16 protein-coding genes are annotated in these 22,832 nt (G+C 35.1%); 4 read left to right on the forward strand and 12 right to left on the reverse strand.

All coding sequences use genetic code 11. From position 1 onward, the window contains the following. Positions 1 to 609: 609 nt before the first annotated feature. Both AC1RNE_RS10070 and AC1RNE_RS10075 read left to right on the forward strand, forming a co-directional pair. Positions 610 to 1,161: a hypothetical protein gene (locus AC1RNE_RS10070; RefSeq protein ID WP_492800855.1), complete on the forward strand. Its 552-nt coding sequence runs from the start codon at positions 610 to 612 to the stop codon at positions 1,159 to 1,161. Between the two features lie 19 nt (positions 1,162 to 1,180). Further along, positions 1,181 to 1,627, forward strand: a complete 447-nt coding sequence (locus AC1RNE_RS10075) for a hypothetical protein (protein ID WP_492800856.1) — start codon at positions 1,181 to 1,183, stop codon at positions 1,625 to 1,627. Between the two features lie 138 nt (positions 1,628 to 1,765). Here the strand turns inward: AC1RNE_RS10075 and AC1RNE_RS10080 are convergent, their stop codons facing one another. From AC1RNE_RS10080 to AC1RNE_RS10120, 9 genes are all read right to left on the reverse strand, one after another. Continuing rightward, positions 1,766 to 2,167: a response regulator gene (locus tag AC1RNE_RS10080; protein ID WP_492800857.1), complete on the reverse strand. Its 402-nt coding sequence runs from the start codon at positions 2,165 to 2,167 to the stop codon at positions 1,766 to 1,768. Further along, positions 2,164 to 3,579 (reverse strand): sensor histidine kinase, encoded by a 1,416-nt coding sequence (locus AC1RNE_RS10085; protein ID WP_492800858.1) that lies wholly within the window; start codon positions 3,577 to 3,579, stop codon positions 2,164 to 2,166. The genes AC1RNE_RS10080 and AC1RNE_RS10085 overlap by 4 nt, the downstream gene beginning before the upstream one ends. 40 nt (positions 3,580 to 3,619) lie before the next feature. Continuing rightward, positions 3,620 to 4,090 (reverse strand): response regulator, encoded by a 471-nt coding sequence (locus tag AC1RNE_RS10090; RefSeq protein WP_492800859.1) that lies wholly within the window; start codon positions 4,088 to 4,090, stop codon positions 3,620 to 3,622. 352 nt (positions 4,091 to 4,442) lie between these two features. Then, positions 4,443 to 8,492 carry a hybrid sensor histidine kinase/response regulator transcription factor gene (locus AC1RNE_RS10095; RefSeq protein ID WP_492800860.1) on the reverse strand — a complete coding sequence of 1,350 codons (4,050 nt, stop codon included), beginning with the start codon at positions 8,490 to 8,492 and terminating at the stop codon, positions 4,443 to 4,445. A 332-nt stretch (positions 8,493 to 8,824) separates the two neighbouring features. Continuing rightward, positions 8,825 to 11,242, reverse strand: coding sequence for a TonB-dependent receptor domain-containing protein (locus AC1RNE_RS10100; RefSeq protein WP_492800861.1), 2,418 nt, complete (start codon positions 11,240 to 11,242; stop codon positions 8,825 to 8,827). Next, complete coding sequence (locus AC1RNE_RS10105; protein ID WP_492800862.1) at positions 11,223 to 12,608, reverse strand: HTTM domain-containing protein; 1,386 nt, start codon at positions 12,606 to 12,608, stop codon at positions 11,223 to 11,225. Before AC1RNE_RS10105 ends, AC1RNE_RS10100 begins: the two co-directional genes overlap by 20 nt. After that, a complete protein-coding gene (locus AC1RNE_RS10110; protein ID WP_492800863.1) occupies positions 12,595 to 13,839 on the reverse strand; it encodes an imelysin family protein in 1,245 nt (414 codons plus the stop codon). The genes AC1RNE_RS10105 and AC1RNE_RS10110 overlap by 14 nt, the downstream gene beginning before the upstream one ends. Beyond that, entirely contained in the window at positions 13,811 to 14,941 is a 1,131-nt protein-coding gene (locus AC1RNE_RS10115; protein ID WP_492800864.1) for a DUF4856 domain-containing protein, read from the reverse strand. The genes AC1RNE_RS10110 and AC1RNE_RS10115 overlap by 29 nt, the downstream gene beginning before the upstream one ends. A 135-nt stretch (positions 14,942 to 15,076) precedes the next feature. Beyond that, positions 15,077 to 15,736, reverse strand: a complete 660-nt coding sequence (locus AC1RNE_RS10120; protein WP_492800865.1) for a response regulator transcription factor — start codon at positions 15,734 to 15,736, stop codon at positions 15,077 to 15,079. Positions 15,737 to 16,069: 333 nt separating this feature from the next. Between AC1RNE_RS10120 and AC1RNE_RS10125 the strand changes: the two genes are divergently transcribed. Both AC1RNE_RS10125 and AC1RNE_RS10130 read left to right on the forward strand, forming a co-directional pair. Beyond that, the gene (locus AC1RNE_RS10125) at positions 16,070 to 16,744 is read left to right on the forward strand and encodes a response regulator transcription factor (protein WP_492800866.1); all 675 of its coding nucleotides are present in this window, start codon (positions 16,070 to 16,072) and stop codon (positions 16,742 to 16,744) included. Positions 16,745 to 16,773: 29 nt separating this feature from the next. Continuing rightward, positions 16,774 to 18,030, forward strand: a complete 1,257-nt coding sequence (locus AC1RNE_RS10130) for a sensor histidine kinase (protein WP_492800867.1) — start codon at positions 16,774 to 16,776, stop codon at positions 18,028 to 18,030. An 81-nt stretch (positions 18,031 to 18,111) separates the two neighbouring features. Here the strand turns inward: AC1RNE_RS10130 and AC1RNE_RS10135 are convergent, their stop codons facing one another. The 3 genes from AC1RNE_RS10135 to AC1RNE_RS10145 form a co-directional block, all read right to left on the reverse strand. Next, the gene (locus tag AC1RNE_RS10135) at positions 18,112 to 20,811 is read right to left on the reverse strand and encodes a TonB-dependent siderophore receptor (protein WP_492800868.1); all 2,700 of its coding nucleotides are present in this window, start codon (positions 20,809 to 20,811) and stop codon (positions 18,112 to 18,114) included. A 147-nt stretch (positions 20,812 to 20,958) separates the two neighbouring features. After that, positions 20,959 to 21,921, reverse strand: coding sequence for a FecR family protein (locus tag AC1RNE_RS10140; RefSeq protein ID WP_492800869.1), 963 nt, complete (start codon positions 21,919 to 21,921; stop codon positions 20,959 to 20,961). A gap of 78 nt (positions 21,922 to 21,999) precedes the next feature. Continuing rightward, on the reverse strand, positions 22,000 to 22,503 hold the full coding sequence (locus tag AC1RNE_RS10145) for an RNA polymerase sigma factor (RefSeq protein WP_492800870.1): 504 nt from the start codon (positions 22,501 to 22,503) through the stop codon (positions 22,000 to 22,002). Between the last annotated feature and the right edge of the window lie 329 nt (positions 22,504 to 22,832).

Below are 22,832 nucleotides of genomic sequence, written 5' to 3' on the forward strand. Positions count from 1 at the left end.
GTCAACTATCATTTAACTATAAATAATTATTAAGGCAGCAGTTACTTAAACCCTGCCTATGTCTGCCACGGTAAATTCAACATTTTAGCTAATATGTTGGTTTTACTTGAATTTAATATAAAACTATCAGTAAAGGTGAGCATCTTATTCGACAATAACCTTATATCATTAAAGAATAACCTTATATAATTCACATATTTCAAAAATCGGGAAGCATAAAAGTCCCAAATAGCTATATCGTTAAATATATCTCCTTGAAAAACAATCAATTACTCTTCAATCCCTTACTTATTTTTTGAATAAAATAGCTATTCATAAAGGTGTAAATCGAGGGATATAATTTATTTTAAAATAGGAAGTCTTTTCTCGTGGGTATTCTAATAAAATAACAAGACAGGGTTCAGGTCATTAACTGTATGGATATTGAAAAAATCTGTTGATTTAGTAAGTAAAGTCATCTCTGAAAGCTGGAAATAGTAGCCTAAAATACCTAGCGCTAGGTATTGCCACATTTTCACTAATCATCTAAATTAGCTTTGCTAATTAGGCTTTACCAAATACAAATAAAAAAACAACAGTTACTTTATAAAACACTTTTACATTAAGCTTATGGATGCTTGTGCCATCCATGCTGATATTCAAGTATTGTTGAAATTGCAGAAGAATAGACTATTTTTAATATTCTTATTAGCTGCTTCTCCCTCATTTTTATTCGCACAAGACATCATCATCAAGAATGATAAATCTGAGCTTAAGGCAAAGGTTGTTGAAATAACAAGTGATTTTATTAAATATCATGATTGGGATAACCTATCTGGACCAATATACAATATTGCCAAATCACAGGTATTCATGATAAATTATCAAAATGGTAAAAGAGAATTTATAGCACTCGTTGGAGGTTCATATTATTTGAATGAGGCATTGAAATTGGACAAAACCAAAGGTGCTTTGTATATAGGTGCAGCCGTTGCGTACACTTATACTGCGGTAACCTCCGATGCTTCAGACGAGATGGTTTCTTCAGGAGATTTTGGTGGGTTTGGGCGTGTTGGCGGTCGCTTAAATTTTACGAAGGGCTTTGGAGCTTTTGCTGAAGTGCATGTCGGACAGGGAGACCCTGCCATCATTGCAGGATTGACATTTAGTATTATAAAATAAAAAACTAGAGACTGATATAATGAAAACCTCATTACTAAAATCGCTTTTTATTACCACAGTTCTTGGCTGTATGGCTATGGGTTGTAAGAATGATGAGGTAGCATCTGTTAACACGAACAACGAATTTACTTTTGGTAGTGATAAATATACTGGCCCCTGCACGGCTGTATCCTCGCAGATTTGTAAAGGTTCAACTGATGTGGGTATTACATCTACCAAAAGTTTGCTCGTTTATAACATGCCAACGGCTAGTTCAGGTAATTTTACTATTACTAACGGTTGGGCTGCTAATCCTGCTTGCAATATTTATGTGTTAATACAAAAGGAAAGTGGCGACGTATCTGCTAGCATTAATGGAACACTTACTAAAACAGGGGAAAAATCATTCACTTTGTCTACAGTGTTAAGTGCTAGTCCTTCTGCCTCGTCCACCATTGCAGCAACGGCAAGTGGCAGTTATAAGTGATATTGAGATTTAAGGTATTCCAGATTACCCTTCTCGTATAAATATAAGATACATACCTATATAAACAACCCCCGGATATGTCAGCATTTGGCATATATCGGGGATTTATTATTTTTTACAATGCATAATAGCACTTAATTACTCATGGCTATCAAGTATCTCTTTTAGTTTAGCTGAATCAAAAGGCTTGACCACATAATCTGAAATTTCTTTAATCTTCTTTGCCTGCTGAATGTCTTCTGGGTCTGTAGAAGACGTAACCATATAAATAGTAACGGGTTTGTTAATCTGTGCTTTGATAGTGCTAAATTCTTCTAAAAACAACCACCCGTCCATGAGAGGCATGTTGATATCTAAAAAAATAATATCTGGAATATTCTCTACTTCCATATAATGACTAACAAAATAATTGAATGCTTCTTCACCATTAAGGAAGTTCCACATTTTATTTACCTGATAATCTTTACTAATCATTCTTTTAATCATATATTGATAGATGGGGTCATCATCAATAAAACATAGGCTTAATAACTTTTTCATTGCTTTGTCCTATTAAAAATTACGGTGAATATAGAACCTTTATTAACTATACTTTCTACGGTGATTTCTCCTCCCATAGCTTCTACTTGTGTTTTAGTCATAAATAAACCCATACCTCTGGCCTGCTGGTGGCGGTGGAAGGTCTTGTGCATTCCAAATATGTTTCTTCTGTGTTTAGCTAAGTCTATGCCAAGCCCATTATCCTCTACTTCTAGGATTATTTCACCATTGTTATTTTCGGTTTTCAAACGTATCTCAGGAATACGGTCAGGCGAACTGTATTTAAGTGCATTGGATAATAGATTAAACAGAATGCTTTCCAGATAAACTCTAGGATAGCTAATAATAGGTACCTTAGAAAAATCAGCACTCACAATAGCTTCGCTTTTGATTAACTGGTCTTTCAGTATGACTTTTACAGATGCAAAAATGTCTTCGAAAACTAATTCTATTCGTTCTTTTGTATTGTCTTCTTGAACACTAACGGTTTCTAATAATTCATCAAGCGTAACCGTGAGATTATCGACTACTGTATCTAAATTTCCTACTAGCTCATCTTTGTCTTCTATCGTCGTGCTTTCTTTATAGAATTGCAACAATAGGTTTAAATTGCTAACTGGGGCACGGAGGTTGTGTGAAGTAATCTGTGCAAAAGCACGCAACTGCTGATTCTGTTTTGTTAACTTTTTAGTTAATATTTCTAGTTTTTGGTGTGCCTCTACTAAATTATTCTCAATGATTTTCCTGTCTGTAATATCATAAATGAACGACATCAAGTACTGTTCATTTCCCATTATTAATTTTTCCATCGAAAAAATACAATGTATTGGCATTCCATCTTTATTTCTTAGGGTAATATCGGTATTGAGGATACGTCCTTGTTCATTCAATAAGCTAATCAGTTTTTTTCTCGCTGGAATATCCAGTATTAACAATTCCGTGACTGTATGCCCTATCATTTCTTCGTGCGTATATTTAACCATATCCAGCACTGCCTGATTAACATTAATATATTCGCCGTTATCCAATTTGCTGATAGCTATGCCTGTTGGATTGGATTCAAACAATTTAACAAACAGTTCATGAGAATATTGAATATCTGGTGATTGATGTAATACCATTTCTTCAATCCTTTTATTCAATTCAAGGGTTGTTTGCTCTGCTGCTATTTTTTTTTGCTCGCTTTCGTTTAACGTTTTCCGAATGACTAAAACTCCAAGCAAAACAAATACAACAGTAGACATTACGGTTCCGAACGCTGTTGTGATATACTGTGGCATTAGGATTTCAATAATACTTATTCCCAATATCCACTCCAATAGCCCAATGGTGCCCGACATTATCACACTTATGCCAGTAAGTAGATATAATATCGACGAGTTGAGGATATTCTGAGGATTACTTAAATGCATGCAATAAATTTGAGAGGTGCTTGTGTTGGGTAAACGGATTTTAGATATAATGCTGTCTAAACTTCGGTAAGCTTAGGTTATTAAAACCATGGTGAACGAATGATTTCGAATTTTTACTATCACCATAACTATTTAAAGTTAGCATATAATGAATCAGACCTACCAAATCAGTTTTTATATTACTTGATTTGGATAAGAAACAATCTGCCCCTGCATCTAAGATACGATTGATGGACGTTTCATCCTCTAAGGTAGACATTGCTATTATTTTTATTGAAGGCCAGTTCTTTTTTACAATGAGAGCCGTGGTAAAACCATCCATTCTTGGCATTTCAATATCAAGAATAATCATGTCTGGCAAATAATTACTTTGCTTGAGTTTTGTAATACATTCTTCTCCATTCTCGGCTTGGAAAGGAATATTACATCTGTGTTTTTTTAGTTCAGAACTCACTAAAGTTCTAACGAGAGAATTATCATCTACTATGGCGATTGAATATGGAGTAAACATATTAATTATAGGGTTATTATTATGATTGATTTTGAATGGTATAACAACTAAACTATATAAAATTCTACTTTATCAGGTAGGGATTTGAACTATTATTGATGCTCGGCTTATAAATCATTTAACTACTTTTTGAAATACTTAAGCGGAATGTCAAAATAATTTCTTTATTTAATTAGTGGTTAAGTAATCGTTTCTTAATCATGTCCCTAGGGATTACAAAAGTATAAAATAAGTTGCTGACAGGATTTTTGATTGGTTTCAAATATGTTTCTATTGGTTGCATCAGGCAAAAAAAAAGGTATAAGATTGTTGCATGCAATAATCTTATACCTTTTTAACAACTAATAATCAATTACTTATTTGTTGCACTTGGAGAAAACCCAAATTCTTCCTGAAACGAAGTAGAAAAATGTCCAGCATTTTTATACCCCGTTTTCCAAGCGACTTCTGAGATGTTGAAATTGCTAGTTTTTAAAAGAATTCTGGCTTGCGTTAGTCGGTAAGAACGTATAAAGTCAGAAGGAGAAACACCCATCAAAGTTTTCATTTTTCGAAACAATTGCGAACGGCTCATACCGATTTCTTGACAGAGTTGAGGTAATCCAAAATTCTCATCTGCAAAATTTTCATGTACAATTGATTTTACCTTTTTAACAAAGGTATGTTCAAGCTCATAAATTTCCTCTGGTAAGTCTTCCGTGACAATATCAACTACTTCTTCTATAGGGTTATTTTGTGAGAAATATGCTTGTAAACGCTTTTGTTTCTGCATTAACATTTCCAATTGTACTATCAACTCTTCCTTATTAAAAGGCTTGGTCATGTAGACATCTGCTCCGTGCTTGAGCCCAGCTATTTTGGAATCAGTATCCATTTTAGCGGTTAATAAAATTATTGGAATATGGCTTGTACGTTGGTCACTTTTTAAGGTTTCACAAACTTGAAAACCGTCTTTTCCTGGCATCATCACATCACTAATGATAATGTCTGGAGTATTTTCAATGGCTTTTTCAATGCCAACTATACCATTATACGCTACATCTAATTGATATAACCCATATAGACAAGTTTTGAGAAAGGTAACTAAGTCGGCATTGTCTTCAATAATAAGAAGATGTGGCAAGGAATCATCAATCACCGAAGATGATATGGGAGTAATACTTTCACGGTTAATAAAATTTATAGAAGAAACAGATTTATCTAATGTCGGAGAACCAGCCACAATAGGTGCCTTGTTGGTGATGGGTAATTTAACGATAAACGTAGTGCCTTTTCCAAGTTCGCTCTCTACAAAGACTTCTCCATTCATCAATTTAATCATCTCATGGACATGTGCCAACCCAATGCCAGTGCCCTCACGCTGCCTAGTATGTGAATTATCTATTTGGTAAAAACGATCGAATATATATGTCAACTCTTTTTTAGCTATTCCTATGCCTGTATCCTGTACTTCGATAATCAACTTATTATCTTCCTGCTTTAGTCTAATGGTAATTTCTCCACCTGACGGTGTAAATTTAATCGCATTAGAAATAAGATTCGTCAATATTTGTTTTACCTGCTCTTCGTCATAATCCATTACCCGTATATTCAAAGCACTCAAGAATCGTAATGATAAATTCTGGCTGTTGGCATAAGCTTGGAAAGATTCTGTGAGGTAGCGTAAATAGGGCACAATATCTGCCTGTTGAAAATATAGCTGGAATGAATTGTCAGAAAGCTTGGATAAATCGAGCAACTGATTGATAAGCCTAAGCAGGTTTTCGCCGTTGGTTTTGATAAGTCGCGCACCTTCCTCTAGATATTTATCGGGTTGAGTCCGAATTTGTTCTACCATACCAAGAATCACTGTCAATGGGGTTCTGAATTCATGTGTGAGATTGGTATAAAGACGGTTTTTGAACAAATCAAGTTCTTTAAGCCGTTGAGCTTCTTGGTGTTTCATCTTCAGCTCATTTTGAAGAATCAATCTCTTTTTCAACACATTATAAATAACAAGGCAAAGACCCAAAAACAACAGAAAATAGATGGAGTAGGCCCACGAAGATGCCCACCAAGCTGGATGTACTATTATTTTTACAGCCATTTCGTTCGAACGCCACCGTCCTCTGCTGTCTCGTGCTTTCACCCTTAAAATATATTCTCCGCTAGGCAAACTGTTGAAATGGACAAAATTAAACTTAGAAGGTGATGACCAACTGTCTTTATAACCATCAATCTTATAACTGTAAAATATCTCCTTGGGGTTGTCATAGTCCATAAGAGCATATTCAAACGTATAAGACCAATTCCAATAATTGAATTGTACTTCTGGTTGACTGGCGAATGAGGTTTTCCTCAATACCGTATCTTGTTTTTCATCTGTATATTCTAAAGCAGTAAGTACAAGCTTTGCCTTTTGGTTTCTATCCACTCTGGTGATATAAGATTGCATCAAATCTTTTGGAAAAAAGGCATTCACTCCGCGCATTCCGCCAAAAAACATCCGACCATCTTTGGCTTTGAAAAATGACTTACGGTTAAATTCGTTAAAAGTTAGTCCATCTTCTTCCAGAAAATTACTAAAAACTTTGGTGGGTAAATGAAACCGAGATAGCCCGTGATTAGTACTTAGCCACAAGCACGAATCTCCTTCCATCAACATTCCACTGATAAAATTATTTGGTAAACCCTCAGAAATAGTATATTGACGGTGTGAACCATTAGACGGATTTACCCATACTAAGCCAGCATCACTACCTAACCAAAGGTTTCCTTTACGGTCTTCCTCAATCGCCAATATACGAGATAAGGCCAATCCCCAAGTCTTAGGATCATACCAATGTCGTACTTTCGTTATGGGGTCATACTGCAATAATCTTCCTTTAAAACTCAGCCATATTTTCCCGCTTTTCATACCTGCATGAAAAGCTTCAGTTGCATTGAATAACTTGTCGGGCAAGTCAAACTCTTTCTCCCATTTTATTTGATTATTCGCTTTATTCAAACGATATAATGTGTAATGCGTTATCCACCAAAGCGTTCCGTATTTGTCCTTAGTAAAAAAACCGTTATCCTGAAATGTTTTTTCCTTAAATGGGCTTGGAACTTCTATTATTTTTCCAGAATTCGGTTCTAATGCTTGAAAGCCATTAAGCCAGATGATATCTCCATCTGTATACAAATCATACAACTTTACAGTACCAGGGAATATATAAGTTCGTAGTGCTTGTTTTTTTATAGGGTCAATTTTGGCAATTCCAGTATAATATACGCCGTATATCATGCCTTGTGCATCTTCTGTCAATCCACGGAAACTATAATTAGCATTCACATTGTTCATACCACTGAAATAAGTATCAAAAGGATTTGGCCATGGTCTTACTTTTAGCAAGCCGAGTCTGGTCTCTACCCATACTATTCCCGTATTATCTTGAAACAACCCTAAGAAATCGTTATTATTCGGTAACAGTCGTTTTAATTCTTCACGAAAATTGTATAATTTATCCGCACGAGCATCATAATAAATAAGACTTCTGTCGTAACCACACGCCCATATACTACCATTTTTTTCTGTAATAAATCTCCTTATTTCAATCTTATTAGGGTTTAGTAATCGATTGACAGGGTGTGGTAAGAATTTATTTTTACTTTTATCCAACTGATAAAAAAGCCTATTTGATAAAAGTGCTACCGAGCCCTTCATATAAGGTTGAAACCACATATCACCACAATTCTTACATATATTATCTAATGGCGTTGCTGTAGTGATTTTACCAGCTTTATTTACGTGATATACCGTGTCTACATATGCTAAAGAATAATCATAATCGTTAATATTACGCCAATAATAGGCACTTAACAAGTCAGGATATTGTGTCCCTCCCATCGCATCCGATTTATCCATTTTATACGGCCAAGCTCGCTGAGAGCCCACCTCTATTTTGGTCATTAGCTTAGCATTTTGCCCATCAATAGGCCAAAACCTAATCCTACCTCCTGGGGTATCCTTTATTTTTAGGTTGATAGGTTGCCAATGCTCTTTTTTGGGATTAAATAAAAAATGATGATGTTCACTCCACACAAATAGTAAAGAATCTTGGTACAAAGTCAAACCTGATATGTACTCCTGTTTGGCCGTTAATGCACTTGGGGTTGGATAGATTAAAAAATTATATCCATCATAACGGTGGATTTTCCCATCATTTATAAACCAAATAAATCCTTGGTCATCTTGTGTTACTGAAGACGTGTGGTTTCCAGCAAGTCCGTTAGCAGTGCTAAAAAACTCAAAGGTAGCCTTTTGTGCAACGGTAGAACTTGCACATAACAATAATGACGCAATTGTAAAAACAGCTTTATTTATATGCGCTTTCAACAAGAAATACGCATCCATGCGGCGGTATGGAGTAATTTTTATCATAGGTAATAACATCAGAGGTAGAAAGACCCAATTTTTATACTATTAGAGCAGAAGTATTATATTTATGTGATTTGGTATGCTATTTACAATTAGTGTGTTTATTGAAGTTAGCAAAGCTTTTTCATTTTTCGCTAAAACTCTATGACTTTTCTTTTAAACATTTTTTCTCTTTAACATACAGCAACGTATATAGTGGTAATTCTGCGGTAAAATGAACATTCGTAAATTCGTTAAATAATTTTGTAGAAATCCTCTTTATAAACAAACACCATAAGTTATTCATCATTGTGAATAACTTATGGTGTTTAATGATATAAATTATAAGAAAAAATTTATATCTTAACCTGTAAAGTAAGATAGAAACTTCTACCATCTGAAGGTAAAATACCTGGTCCTGGGTAACCTGTGGCTCTTCTGGTAAAATACATTTCATTGGCAACGTTATTGATACTTGCTTCTAGCTTAATTTTCTTGAAGTCATAAGAAAAGCTTAAATCCATAATTTGATAGGCTGGAATTAATCCTATTACAGATGATATTCCGCCGTCTCTGGCATTGGTGGCATCCGAAAACTGATCAGTTAAATAGGTAAACTGAAACGAGCCCTTCAATTTTTTATAGCCAACCCTAAGACCCGTTTTTAAGTTTATTTTAGGTACAAATTCTACTTCATTTCCTTTCACTCCTACCATCTTGCTCTCGCGATATTCCGATTTAATGAAGGCAAAATTACCGAATAACACCGTACTCATATCTTTACTATCTGGTTTAAACAAACGGAAAAAATCAGCTTCTGCATACGACTCTATTCCCATTATCACAGCTTGCCCGACGTTAGTGCGTAAACGTAATATTCTGTTGCTTTCATCATAAAACTGTATTTCACCTATCCTATTATTATAATTGAGGTAAAACAAACTCACATCGTAATTATAGAAAGATGTCTGGTGACTTCTAATACCAAGGTCAATTGAATACCCTTTTTCATCCTTCATATCAGGGTCTATCACCGACGAAGGGTTTGAAATACGCATATCGCTAAAGGTAATTGAACGATAATTTTGAGAGATGTTACCATAAATTTCAGTCTGTTCAAATGGCTTAAAGCTAATCCCTATACCTGCTAATACAAACTGTCGGTTATTCACACGAACTTCATCCGTTCTGGTAATATTAATTACGTTCCCTGCTAAATCACGCATGATACTTCCATAATAGCCATCTGCTTTGGTACTGATATATTCATAGCGTATACCGGGGGTAACCGAAATCTTATCATTGAGGTAAAAAATGTTCTCTGCAAACAGCGATACGTTTCGGTTGGGGAAACTGTAATCGTAGGTAATAAAACGTTCTGGCTCAACAAAATTAAAATTCGCATCTTTTCCTGTACTTCCTAGCCCTTGTAAACTATGGTTGAAACCATGATAATATCTTCCACCTACCAACAATACAGACTGTTTTTTGGCGATTGAATAACGTTTTAAATATCTCGCCTCGGTTCCCCAGTTGTCAAATTCTCCTTTAATTAAATCTCGTTCACTATTATCATCAATCGTCGCCACACGGTTTGGTCTGAAACCTAACGAATATCGATGAGCTGACAAACCAAAGAAGCGGAGGTTGAACTGGTTAGTTTCATTAAATTTATGGTCAAAATGAACTGCTAACATATTCCAATTTACATCAAACCAATTTCGTTCTCTGTTAGTTTGTCTTGGGTCTTGTGCAAACATTGCATCCGAAAGTCCCCCTGGTTGTTTGGCAAGGTATTCCATGTGGGTTACATCTAAGCCAACAGAGGTTTTTTCTGATATTTTATAATCTATGTCTGAATAAAATGTGTAGCTATTAAAATGAGAATTGGCTCTCCAACCATCAGCTTTTTTGTATTGAAAAAAAGTATAATAGCTAAGTTTTCCAACAGTCCCACTCGCACTGGTAAAAGCATTATAAAATCCAAAAGAACCTACTGTTTGTCTAGCGACTACTTCAATTTTTTTATCAAGAACGGGCTTTCGCATGATAAAATTAATAAGCCCTCCGAACTGCGTACCATACTGAAGCGAAGCCGCTCCGCGTACAATTTGGATTTTGCCTACGGCTTCTACGGGAGGAGTATAATAACTTTCTGGATAGCCTAGGGCATCAGCACTTATATCATGTCCATTTTGTCGAACATTGAAGTTAGAAGTTCTGTTGGGGTCTAGTCCTCTCCCTCCTATGCTTAATTGCAAACCTCCTCCTTCATTCTCCCAGATATTAAGACCCGCTACCCTTGAGTAAATTTGTCGGGCATTGTTGGTTGACAAATTAGCCACCAATTGGTCTGGTGTAATTACTTCCGACTTCTTGCCTTCATAAATACCCATGTTTTCAACCCCTCTTAATCTTGAAAATCCGAAATCGGTCTTCTTGTCAGATACCACTACTTCGCTCAGGGTTTCGTCACGTGAAGAAAGGTAAATTACTATTTCTTCATTTTTTCCTGCGATAACAATCGTTCGTTTGACAGGCCTAAAGTCTGGAGAAATAACTTGTAAGGTATGTTCGCCATTGGCGATAGAGGGGAATATAAATATGCCTTCTGGGTTAGATAATGTTTTCTGGTTGCCATCAAGGTAAATTTCTGATGTCCCCACGATGGTACTATCGATTTTTGACTTAACAATACCTTTCAAACGGTATTGTGCAAAAGTATATGTCGAGAAAAAACAGATAAAAACTGTACTAAAAACCTTTAATTTCATTATTGAGGGGAATAATCCAGGATTTATGCTGGAAGGATTCTATTTCTTTGGCTAAATCAGTAGTAGGATTAATAAATGTTTTACCCAACCTACCATTCAGGGTAACGTAAGCATCAACATAGACTTGAGGAGAACGAAAGCCTCGGCTTTGGTAATAATCCCTCAAGATATGTGCATAATATAAAATCATATCTGGCTGAGTAGCCATCATTTTCTCTTGAAGGGTCGTCAAGAACGCTGTATTATTAACTATCTGGTAATGCCCATCATCATCTTTTACAGTAAACTGTGCATTGCCTGCTTTTTCCATCAACATTACTCTCCATGAAAATCGGTAGCCTTCTTCCGTCCAGAAAAGCTCATCAGGATACATAAGATACCTAAATGGAAATATAAGCTGGATAGTGAAGAATATCATAAAACCACCTATCAAAAGCTTATTGGCTACAGGAGAAAAAGAGTAAGTTTTATGGGATTGCAAAAAATTTTCTGACACTTTTATCAGGCTTCCCAATTGTTGAATAATACTTTGATGGAAATTAGAAGAGAAAAAAATCAAGGCTGTCACTATCATGATATATGGAAACATTCCGATTGGAAACAGCAGGGCTGTAAAAATATGAAAAACCACCACTGTCAAATAAGCGATGGGTCTTGTTGTAGCATTCAATAAGAAAAAGACAATAGTGAGGTCGTACACACAACCAAACCAGCTAAAAGCGTAGGGTGTCCATGAATAATTGAACAAAAAACCTATGATAGGCATATCATTTTTAGCAGGAAGCCATATCCTTAGCGGTAAAGCTTCTAGCAACCAATCACTATTTAATTTGGCAAGTCCAGCATAGAAATAAAGGATGAAAACCAATAACTTAATCACATCTATACACCATGTAGGTATTTTATCTACCAATAAGGTTTTGTCTTTGTAAGCATCCAATGAAAAATACCGATGTGCTGGCAAAAATACCATTATTAAGCAAAGCAAACTGATAAAGTAATAATGGTTTAGATAGGTACTCTTATCCATGAGTTCTATATAAGTAAAACTGAGGAATAAGCTGACAATAGCTATTCTATAAAAATAGCCAATCATTACCAAAACCGATGACACAATACATACTACAAACAGGCTGTAAGTATATTGCCCTAAAGGATGAACAAACTCGAATCCATAAAAAGGAAAAAAATAACGAGGCTTTATGTACAAATCATAAATCCACCCTTTGCTCCAAAAACGCAAAAGACTTACGAAAAGCATAAAGCCCAGAGCCATTCTGAATACAGCTAATGGTATGACAGAAACCTCTTTGTTAAAATATTGAGTATATAAAGTGCTGTTACGCCAAAGCTTAGTCACCGTCATTATCAGTATAAGTAATGGTTATGCTCATAGCCGAGGTCATATCTACTTTTAGCATTCTTACAGCTTTTTGTAGCTCGGTATATACAGCCTTCATCGCTGCGTTGTTATCCAACACTTCTTGGTGAAAATCAGGCTTCAATACATCTATTTTTGCTTTGTTAGCAACAAACTGTGTATTGATAATTTCGCTTAATAATTTTCCAGTAGTAACATCTTTAGCGACTAAACCATCAAGATAAGTTTTGAAAGAAGGACCTTCTACACCAGTTTTTACATTTTTACCATTAAAAAAATCAACGGCTGCTTGATGTGCGCTTAATGCCAATGCTTTAGAAATATCTTTCTTATACAATCCTTCTACTTTATCTGCTGATACAACGCCATTGAGCATAGCTCCCGACGGTATGCCAAATTTACCTGAACGGATAAATCTTTCATAATGTAAAATATAGCCATTAATCATTTCACCCATTGGCGAGCCAATATCTGTACCTGTCTTTTTGATAAACTCAGCTCGGTAAGTACCCCAATCGCTTATTACTTTGGTAATAAGTTCGTTCATGTGGTCTACAATTCGCTTAATATAAGCAAGACGTTTGGCACCATCAGTAGATGATTTAAAATAGGCTACTATTTCTGCATCTGTACTTCCTGTGCCATTCAATAAATAATCTAACGCAGGAAAACCTTGTTTGTCGTAAGAAGCAGTTACTTCAAAATTTTCAGACGGATTGTTGATATACGTAGCAATACCCGCAACATTGGTTGGATAAATATTGTAATAATTACGAATACCTGTCTTGGTTCCTGGACCAAAATCAAAGCCTTCAACAGTTTCCCAACTGATATAAGCATCTACCCACGCCTGACGAAATTCAGCCAAAGTTGCTGTTTCTGGCTTAGCAATAAAGGCTTGTGACTTAGTAGACATCACGTCCAATTTTGTTTTAAAATTGGTATAGGATGGCACAATGACATTATCGGCCAGATTGGTCAATATTGCTGCACGGTCTTTATTCAAATCTGGCGTTGTATTTTGTGGGTCGTCATTTTTTGAACATGCCAACACCAATACAATTGCAATCAATAAAATACTTACTTTTTTTAAGTCTATTCTAGTCATCACATTAAACGATAATATGGGTTGACAGCAATACCATTGCCACCAACCCACTTGGTTACTATTATTAAAAAATAAGTTCTTATAAAGCGAACTTTGCTTTGATAGCATCAGACGCCGCTGCAATTTTAGCAGGAGTCAAATCCCAATATCCATTTGCCGAACCTAACAATGCTGTTAAAATATCATCTGAGAATTTAGCATTAGCACCGTTAACTGTACAGAAACGTAGAGAGTAGATAAATCCTCCACCTTCACCAATATCATGTACTTTGTCTGCTTCTGTAGTTCTAGTTCCCCATTTTCCTAAATAGCCTACCGCTGCTGCTGCAATTGCTTTTTCAAATGCTGCTTTAATAAAATCAGCTTGTTTTTTCAATTCTGTTTTGTCATTATTAACAATTGCTGCACGACCTTTCAAGAAGGCAAGGTGAAGTTGTGGATAAGCAGCTTTGTTGTATTCCCATGCGTATGAGCCTAATGCAAATTCAGTAGTACCTCTTACTGCATCTGTCGAGCCAGCTAAATAAGCTTGGTTCAATGTTAATAAACCATAAGCTTCGTCCCAGTTTTGTTCTAATTGAGAGTAGTTTTTACCTGTTACAAGCTTGCTATTATCTGCCTCTAATCCTTTAGTTAATAATACATTCGCAATATAATCATATTGTAATGCACCAATTAACGATTTTTGAATAATTTGTACTGTTTCAATACCTTTTGCATCAACCAAACGGCTACCTAATTTACCTGCTTTACCTTTTTCTGCTACCGTAGTTACTGATTTACTTGCTTCAGCAACTTCATTAAAAAGTGTTTCAATTTTTGTTCTTACTACTTCTGCATCAGCAGCAGCCCAAGACGACGCAACGGTATTACGCAATTGTACACCCGAAGTATTTAGTTTTGTACTATCAACAAATGGATTACCAGTGTTAGCATACATATTTTTCAACACAGTAGCATCTATCACTTTGTTACCAGTAATTGATGAGCTGATTGATGTATTTATTGCTTGGAACATCTTATAACGATTGTTTCCATTACTCAAATCTACTGTAGTTTTTCCTCCATCCATAAACGCACTACTATATGGAGTTGTAGCAGTTAGGGTTGTATAGTCAATTTTTGTAGTACGCAATGGTGCTACTACTGCATCATCATCTTTACATGAGGTCATACCTGCAATTGCCAAAGCAACTAACACAAATTTCATTTTGTAGGTTCTCTTAAACATTGTAATAAGGAATTAGTTATTTATTATTCAAAAATTTATTTTATTCTTTGTTAATTGTAATTAGACTTATTCCAAACAAATAGTCAAAAAAATAGGGCTAATTGTTAGCACCTTTTAGTCTTCCCATTTGTAGCCAATACCATATACGGTATTGAGGTATATTCTGCACCCAGCATTGTTCATCTTTCTTTTAAGATTTTTAATATGCGCATACAGTATATCTGCATTACTTTTAGAATCATCCAATTGTCCCGACAAATACGTCAATAGGGAATCTTTGGTAACTACTTTGTTTTTATGTTCTAAAAAGAATATAAGTAGTTCAAATTCTTTTTTAGTTAGTCCAAGTAGTTCTTCGTTCACAAGAACCGACTTCGCTAATAAATCAATCTGTAATTCGTTATACCTGATAATATTTTTATTATTCAGTTTACTTCTTCTTAGCACCGAGAATATTCTGGCTACTAATTCCGATACTTCATAAGGTTTATTCAAAAAATCATCTGCTCCTTTGTATAGAGCATCAATCTTTTTTTGGAAAGAATTATCTGAAGAAATAACAATAAGACCTGCATTCTTATTTGTTTTTTTTATTTCTTCAATGAGCTGTAAGCCTTTGTTTTCCTCGAATGTCAAGTCAACTACAATACAATCATACCTTGTAGTTTTTATCTTTTGCTTTAATTCTTGGTCATTTATCACAAATTCGGCTCTATGGCCCATTCCTAATAAATCATTGGCAATCTCATCGCTAAACTTTCCAGAATTTTTCATAATGAGAATCTCCATGGCACAAAATAAAGAGTCAATTCTGAATTTTTTTTAAATTAAACTAATTCTAAATAATATTTCTTGATGTATTTTAAATTGTTGAATCCTTTAAAGAACCATTTCTTGGGATTGACGTTATTTTTGATAAGTCGATTAAAGCCAATTAGTTAAATAAATTCTTCATATTGATAGACTATACGACAAATTGCGGAAAATAGTCGCGTACAAAAAATATTTTTCTACAATCACACTTAATAAAGGCTAATAACTTATTTTTTTGCAAGTATTTTTAATCTTGTGTTCACAAGTAATAGTCACAATAAACGCTGAAAACCTATGAAACTATTATTGGTAGAAGACGAACAACTTCTTTTAGAAGAAATGGATACCTACCTGACCGAACAAGGTTATCGTTGTGAAAAAGCTACGACATTTGCTGAAGGACAGGAAAAATTGCATTTATATCATTACGATGCTATCGTATTAGATATCACCCTTCCAGGGGGCAATGGGCTTTCTTTGCTCAAAACATTAAAAAAGCAAGATGAAAATGTTGGTGTGTTGATTTTATCAGCCAAGGATTCTCTATACGACAAAATAACGGGCTTAGAAATGGGAGCTGATGATTACCTCACAAAGCCTTTTCATTTAGAAGAACTGAACGCAAGAATTTTTTCATTACTCAGGCGAAGGACTTTTGATGGGGAAAATGAAATAAAGCTTGATAACCTTGTTATCAACATGGCAACCAAAGCAGTAAGTTATAAAGACGAACCTATTACTTTAACTAAAAAGGAATATGTACTGCTATTGTACTTTGTTATCAATAAAAACCGTGTTGTAAGTAAGCAAGCCATCGCCGAACACCTTTGGGGCGACCATTACGACATGGCTGAAAACTATGATACTGTATACGTTTATACCATGAATTTACGCAAAAAAATAACTGCACATACAGGTGTAGACTATATCAAAACAGTATATGGAATGGGGTATAAATGGATTTCTTAACTGATTAATTAAACGTTTTAAGGTAAAAAATGACATTACTTCATAAAACTACAAGAGATTATTTAATTGCCTCGGTGTCTATTTTAATCTTTACTGGCTTTACCCTTTTTGTGATACTCCAAAAAGCTGTAAGCGATGAAATGGATGAACAACTAGAATTACAAGCAGATCAAATCTTTGAGAGTATCAGGCTGGGCAACCATGTCAATTCTCCCTTTATTAAAATACAGCAGGTAACTGATAATACTCCGCTCGGACTGGTTTTTGGTGATACCATGGTTTATGACCGCGTTCAGAAAGAAATTGAAGAATATCATTACCTGAAAGAAACCCAAGCCATTGGAAATGCTCGTTATGATGTAACAGTAATGAGTTCGCACATTGGCTGGGATAATTATTACCTCACCATTCTATACATTTTTCTATTAACTGCTGTCCTCCTGACTGCCTCTGGTATTCTGATTAACTATTATTCCAACAAGAAAATTTTGCGACCTTTTTTTCAAAATTTAAAAAATGTCCAAGCGTTTTCAGTTACTTCCCCCCACAGTCTTGAACTGCACGATTCGGCCATTACAGAATTTAAAGAACTAAATTTTACCCTAAAAGACTTGACAGAAAGGAGTAGAAAAGAATATTTAGCCCTCAGGGAATTTACCGAAAATGCTTCGCATGAAATTCAGATACCTTTAAGTATTGTCCAGTCAAAACTAGATAGAATGAGCCAACTGGACATTACAGAACAGATGGCAAGTTATATTACACAAGCAAAATCTGGTGTAAATCGGCTTTCTAAGATGAACAAGAATCTTTTGTTACTAGCCAAACTGGATAATCAACTGTTTAGCGATGAACATCAAATTGTTTTTAGTGATGCCCTAGATGCACATCTCCGCAATATGGAAGACCTTTTCTTAGCGAAGAACATTAGTTTAAATGAAGAAATAAGTAGAACAGAGCTAATCACCAATCAATACCTCATAGATACATTAATTTCGAATTTTCTTTCAAATGCCTTAAAATATACCTCCGCTAATGGTGTTATTAAAATAGTACTCACCAATAATGCCTTCATTATTTCCAATACAGGTTCCCCATTAGATTTTCCTGAGGAATATATTTTTGATAGATTCACCAAGAATCCTGAAAATACTTCGTCTACTGGTTTAGGATTAGCCATTATCAAAGAAATCTGTGCTTTAAACCGTTGGCCGTTATCTTACCAATACCTAGAAGGATGGCATCGCTTTACGGTTGTATTTAACAGAAATCCTGAAATCATTTAAGGGCTAATACAAGAAAAACCTCGAAGGGAAGACCTTTCGAGGTTTTTACAATAACTATAATCCTTATATGAGTGATAATCTTTAAAATTTGTATGACAATGTCGTTACAAACTGACGAGGAGGTATTGGGTTGATACTATATCTATCATGACCAATATAATTAAGCTCATTGAAAATATTAGATACTTTAGCAAGTAATGATACTTTTTTGAAGCTATATCCAGCCGATGCATCAAAAGTGGCAAAACCTGTTAATGGCACTAAACGGCTATATTCAGGTGTTTGTCCGAATGTATTATTTACCCCTGCAAAACGATTCCCCGTATAGAAACCAGATGCTCCTAATTTAAGTCCTTTTACTTTTCCTTTATCAAAAGTATAGAACAACGTAGCGTTGGCACTATGCGCAGGGTTGTTGATTAAACGTTCACCAGTGATATAAGAGCCCCTCAATGCTGACGTTTTGGTATAACGCATGAAGTTGTAGCCATAACCAGTGATGAAGTAAAAGTTTTTCGAAAGGTTACCATTGATATCTATTTCAAAACCATCACTGGTAGTTTCTCCTGTAAGTTCTTTAAAATTAGCATCTGAATTCACAGTTCCGTCTGCTTTTGTCGGAGCCATTTGTGCCATGTTGTGGTTTACGATACGGTAAAGACTGACATTGGCTGAAATTTTTCCATTAAAAAATTCATTTTTAGCACCCAACTCAAACTGATCTACAATTGAAGGACTCAATTGCGCTCCATAAATATCTGTTCCTGTATTGAACGTAAAGTTATTAGAGTAACTTCCATACAATGATGTAGTTTTTATTGGTTGAAACACTAACGATGCTTTTGGAGATAATGCACTATTGCTAATCGTTGCCGCCGTACCTCTTGTCACTACATTATCTGCAAGATTCACAATAGTAGTCTGGATTGTTTTTTGGTGTGACCAACGAAGACCAGCTAATATTTTAAATTTCTCTGTCAAGCTAATCATATCCTGAACATATACCCCCAAACGGTGTGAAGGCGATGTTGTACGTGCTAAAGCCTCCGCATCTGGAATGTCGGTACGTTGCACATACTTATTCATGTTCAAAATATTAATGGTATCATAAGTAGTAATTGCTTTTCCTCCGCTCGTAATTCTGAATGTATTACTTACGCTTTCTAAATATACATAATCGCTACCAACAAGTAATTGATGACCTAATGACCCAGTTTTGAAATTTCCATTAAGGTTTAACTGAGCCGTTTTGCTATCTTCTCCTGTTTTTGCTCTTGTCAAACCTCTCGCCCAGTTTCCATTAGCAGCAATACTGTTCGGAACGTTTGTTGAAAAAGAGTTTACATCTGTCGTTTGGATAGCTCCAATTATATTTAACTTCCAGATTTCGTTAAACTGGTGATTGATATTTACTGAACCCGTCACCTGATCAATGTTACTATATGCCCATACAGTATTCAAGAATCTTGTACGACTAGGGATAATCTCAGCATCTCTGTTAGCATTCAACGAACCAATACCATTGTCGGGTGTAAGGTTTTGTTTAGTATAATCTCCTTGTAATAAAATGTCCGTCTTTTTACCTAATTTATATAACAAAGAAGGGTTTACAAACGTACGTTTAGTACTCACTACATCTCTGAAACTATTGGAAGTTTCGTAAGTACCAATCACACGAAAAGCAAGGTTTTTAGCAATAGGACCATACAAATCTACGGTAGGCTTGTATAAATCATAACTTCCTGCACGCATAGAAACTTCTCCGCCAAAATTGAATTTTGGCTTTTTAGTCACCATGTTTACTATTAATCCACCCGAAACGTTTCCATATAATAACGCCGCACTTCCTTTTAATACTTCTACAGATTCTAAGGTACTAGTTTCTGGAAAACCTTGTGTATTTGAAATAACACCATTCTTGAAAATACTACCCGACGAACCTGCAATACCAATACTATAACCTCTTGAAGAAAAAGTTTCGGCTACACCACCTCTTTGTTGAGTAAGCGATACTCCACTTACATTTTGAAGGGCATCTCCTAATCTAGATATTTGTTGGTCAGCAATCACAACGCTACTTACTACACCTGTTGATTGTGGTAAGTCAAGCGGACGAATATTAGCTTTTCCTAATGAAACAGGTTTGTTGATTACGTTTGAACCCGTGATAACTACTTCTTCAAGCTGTGAAGTACTTTCTGTAAGCACAAAATCTTGCACAGCAACTTGGTTTTCAACTACTTTAACGCTCTTTTCTTGTAGGCTCAAACCCACCGACGAAACTTTCATGGAATAAGTACCTTCTTTAATCCCTTTGATTTCAAAGTACCCATTTTCATTCGTCGTTGTCCCTTTGTTAACCTCTTTTAATCCAACATTTACAAAAGGAGCTGGCTTGCCGTCTGGCGTTTTTACGGTTCCTTTAATTGTTCCTTTCCCTTCTGTTTGAATTTGTATTAAGATAGACTTATCGCTTACTTGTACTTTCTTTAGGCTATTACCAAGTAATTTAGAAAGGGCATCTTGAACGGTAACATCTTTATAATTAATAGTTACTCGCTTTTCAGTATTCATTTTGCTATTGCTAAATGATACAGAATAACCAACCTTAGCTCCTACAGCTTGTAAAGCTTCAGATAGCTGTACATTGGTAAGGTTTAGGCTTATTTTTTCATTTAAAACCGAATTATTTTGAGCTTTTATTTGAAAAGTGAGGAATGAAAGCATCATATAAAAAAACAAGAACTGCTTTTTTACAGGGGATTTTGGTAAAGAATACATAAGTTTGTAATATTAAGTTTTATAATAATTATAATTAATCAAATGGTTAATTAACCAGCTAGCCCCGATTGATGTTTGGCGACGGATAATCGGGGTTTTCTTTATAAAAGCAATCAGCTTATTTATATCGCTGTATGCTCGTAATTATCAATAGATAATAATTTCATCATCAATTATCTTATATTGGAAATCCATTACGTAACAGATTTTCTCTATGACAGTTGTAGCAGACAGGTTTTCAAACTGCCCCGTAAATCGCTGTGAGCCTATATGTGGCGCGCTAAGCTTGATTTTTACACCATACCAACGCTCTATTGTTTTAGCAATATGCGCTATGTTTTGGTTATCAAAAACTAACTTATTATCCATCCAAGACAGATACCTATCTGCATATACGTTACCCTCTCTCAAGCCAGTTTCAGTATCAAAATGACCTTTCTCATCGCTTGTTAGTATAACCTTCCCATACGTTTTATCAATGGGAGAAAACTGTACTTTCCCTTCTTTGACGACTACTGATATTTCTTTATCATCTGGGTAAGCTCTTACATCAAACTTTGTCCCTAATACTTTTACACTAGCACGAGGCATATTGACAACAAAAGGATGAAGAGAATCTTTAGTCACTTCAAAAAATGCTTCTCCTTTTAAAGTAACGAGCCTTTGGGCATCATTAAAGTGTAAAGGGATGCGCAATTCGCTTCCTACATTTAGATGAACAATGGTACCATCTTCAAGGGTTACGTTGGCTCTTTGTCCAAATTTTGTACTAAACACCTTGAACTCTTCAGGTTTGTTTACTGCCTGCAAAGCGTTATCTCTGCTTTGGTATAAGAACAATCCAAGTCCGCAAATCATGATTACACAGGCCGCAACTAATAGTCTACCAACAATGGCATAAGGTATAATACGTGGTTGTTTTTCCTGTGCTGGAAAAATATTATTGTTAATATTCTCCCAGATAATCTCCTTGTGCTTAGGGTTATCTTTTTCATTTGGAAAACTTACTTCAGTATCCGAATCTAGTAGCCATGCTTCTATCTCCAAGATTTCTTGAGGATTACAAAGCCCTTTGGCATATTTTTCTAAAAGTGCATTTGTGATTTTCATCAAAATCTTTGTGGATTCTTTCTTATAATAGGGTAGTCGTACAAGTCGCAGATTAGTCCTATATAAAAGTAAAAAAAATTAACGGTAATCTTGTAGGCTTAAACGAAGTACTGTTAAAGCTTTAGTGAGGTGATTTTTAACGGTCTTTTCTGAGATAAGAAGGGCTGAAGCTATTTCTTTGGTATCTAATCCTTGTTCTCTACTCAATCTATATACCTGACGGCACTGGCAAGGAAGCTGATCAACCAGATTGCCTACTCTTTCATTCAATAAATGATACAATACATCGTTTTCAGTACAGCATTCACTATTGCACACACTTTCAAGCTCCTCCTCCTCTACCAACACCACTTGGTTAGCCTTCTTTCTGAAATAATCAATTACTTTATACTTAGCAGCTTTCACAAGATAATTTTCAATAGACCCTTCTACTGTCAACACATCTCTGCGTTCCCAAAGTGAACAAAATATCTCTTGAACCATCTCATAAGAAAGTTCAACATCCTTACAATGATTATAACAAGTACCGAAAACTTTTTCCCAATACTGATCATAAAGGATTTTAAAAGTATTTTGATCCATATGTTTTTTGCTGTAAAGCGTTAATATCAACCATTGGGCTTGATAAAGCAGTGTGAAATTCTGCTGTAAATTTACAACGGGAATAAATTACAACAAAAAATTATTTTGATTTAATCTAAATAATAACAAGCTATCAGGATAACACCTTTATCTTTTCTTCTTTTAGTACTATTTTTACATCATATATTTTAATCTACTTATTTATTTTCCTTTACTGCCTTTCTCCTATCTCATCTGAAATGTTGATATTTGTGCATTCTTTTCTTTCTGAAATCTTAATAAGAATACTTCGTTTAGTTATGAAATACTATACGTACTGATTTCGTTTA

The sequence above is a fragment of the Arcicella sp. GW822-FHT02H01 genome, from assembly GCF_058802005.1.

Excerpts from the sequence above, each read along its gene's own strand:
- AC1RNE_RS10105 (WP_492800862.1), bottom strand. The coding sequence starts at position 12,608 with ATGACGGTGACTAAGCTTTGGCGTAACAGCACTTTATATACTCAATAT.
- AC1RNE_RS10110 (WP_492800863.1), bottom strand. The coding sequence starts at position 13,839 with ATGCTATCAAAGCAAAGTTCGCTTTATAAGAACTTATTTTTTAATAAT.
- AC1RNE_RS10090 (WP_492800859.1), bottom strand. The coding sequence starts at position 4,090 with ATGTTTACTCCATATTCAATCGCCATAGTAGATGATAATTCTCTCGTT.
- AC1RNE_RS10085 (WP_492800858.1), bottom strand. The coding sequence starts at position 3,579 with ATGCATTTAAGTAATCCTCAGAATATCCTCAACTCGTCGATATTATAT.
- AC1RNE_RS10075 (WP_492800856.1), top strand. The coding sequence starts at position 1,181 with ATGAAAACCTCATTACTAAAATCGCTTTTTATTACCACAGTTCTTGGC.
- AC1RNE_RS10120 (WP_492800865.1), bottom strand. The coding sequence starts at position 15,736 with ATGAAAAATTCTGGAAAGTTTAGCGATGAGATTGCCAATGATTTATTA.
- AC1RNE_RS10080 (WP_492800857.1), bottom strand. The coding sequence starts at position 2,167 with ATGAAAAAGTTATTAAGCCTATGTTTTATTGATGATGACCCCATCTAT.
- AC1RNE_RS10095 (WP_492800860.1), bottom strand. The coding sequence starts at position 8,492 with ATGATAAAAATTACTCCATACCGCCGCATGGATGCGTATTTCTTGTTG.
- AC1RNE_RS10130 (WP_492800867.1), top strand. The coding sequence starts at position 16,774 with ATGACATTACTTCATAAAACTACAAGAGATTATTTAATTGCCTCGGTG.
- AC1RNE_RS10125 (WP_492800866.1), top strand. The coding sequence starts at position 16,070 with ATGAAACTATTATTGGTAGAAGACGAACAACTTCTTTTAGAAGAAATG.
- AC1RNE_RS10140 (WP_492800869.1), bottom strand. The coding sequence starts at position 21,921 with ATGAAAATCACAAATGCACTTTTAGAAAAATATGCCAAAGGGCTTTGT.
- AC1RNE_RS10100 (WP_492800861.1), bottom strand. The coding sequence starts at position 11,242 with ATGAAATTAAAGGTTTTTAGTACAGTTTTTATCTGTTTTTTCTCGACA.
- AC1RNE_RS10145 (WP_492800870.1), bottom strand. The coding sequence starts at position 22,503 with ATGGATCAAAATACTTTTAAAATCCTTTATGATCAGTATTGGGAAAAA.
- AC1RNE_RS10115 (WP_492800864.1), bottom strand. The coding sequence starts at position 14,941 with ATGAAATTTGTGTTAGTTGCTTTGGCAATTGCAGGTATGACCTCATGT.
- AC1RNE_RS10135 (WP_492800868.1), bottom strand. The coding sequence starts at position 20,811 with ATGTATTCTTTACCAAAATCCCCTGTAAAAAAGCAGTTCTTGTTTTTT.
- AC1RNE_RS10070 (WP_492800855.1), top strand. The coding sequence starts at position 610 with ATGGATGCTTGTGCCATCCATGCTGATATTCAAGTATTGTTGAAATTG.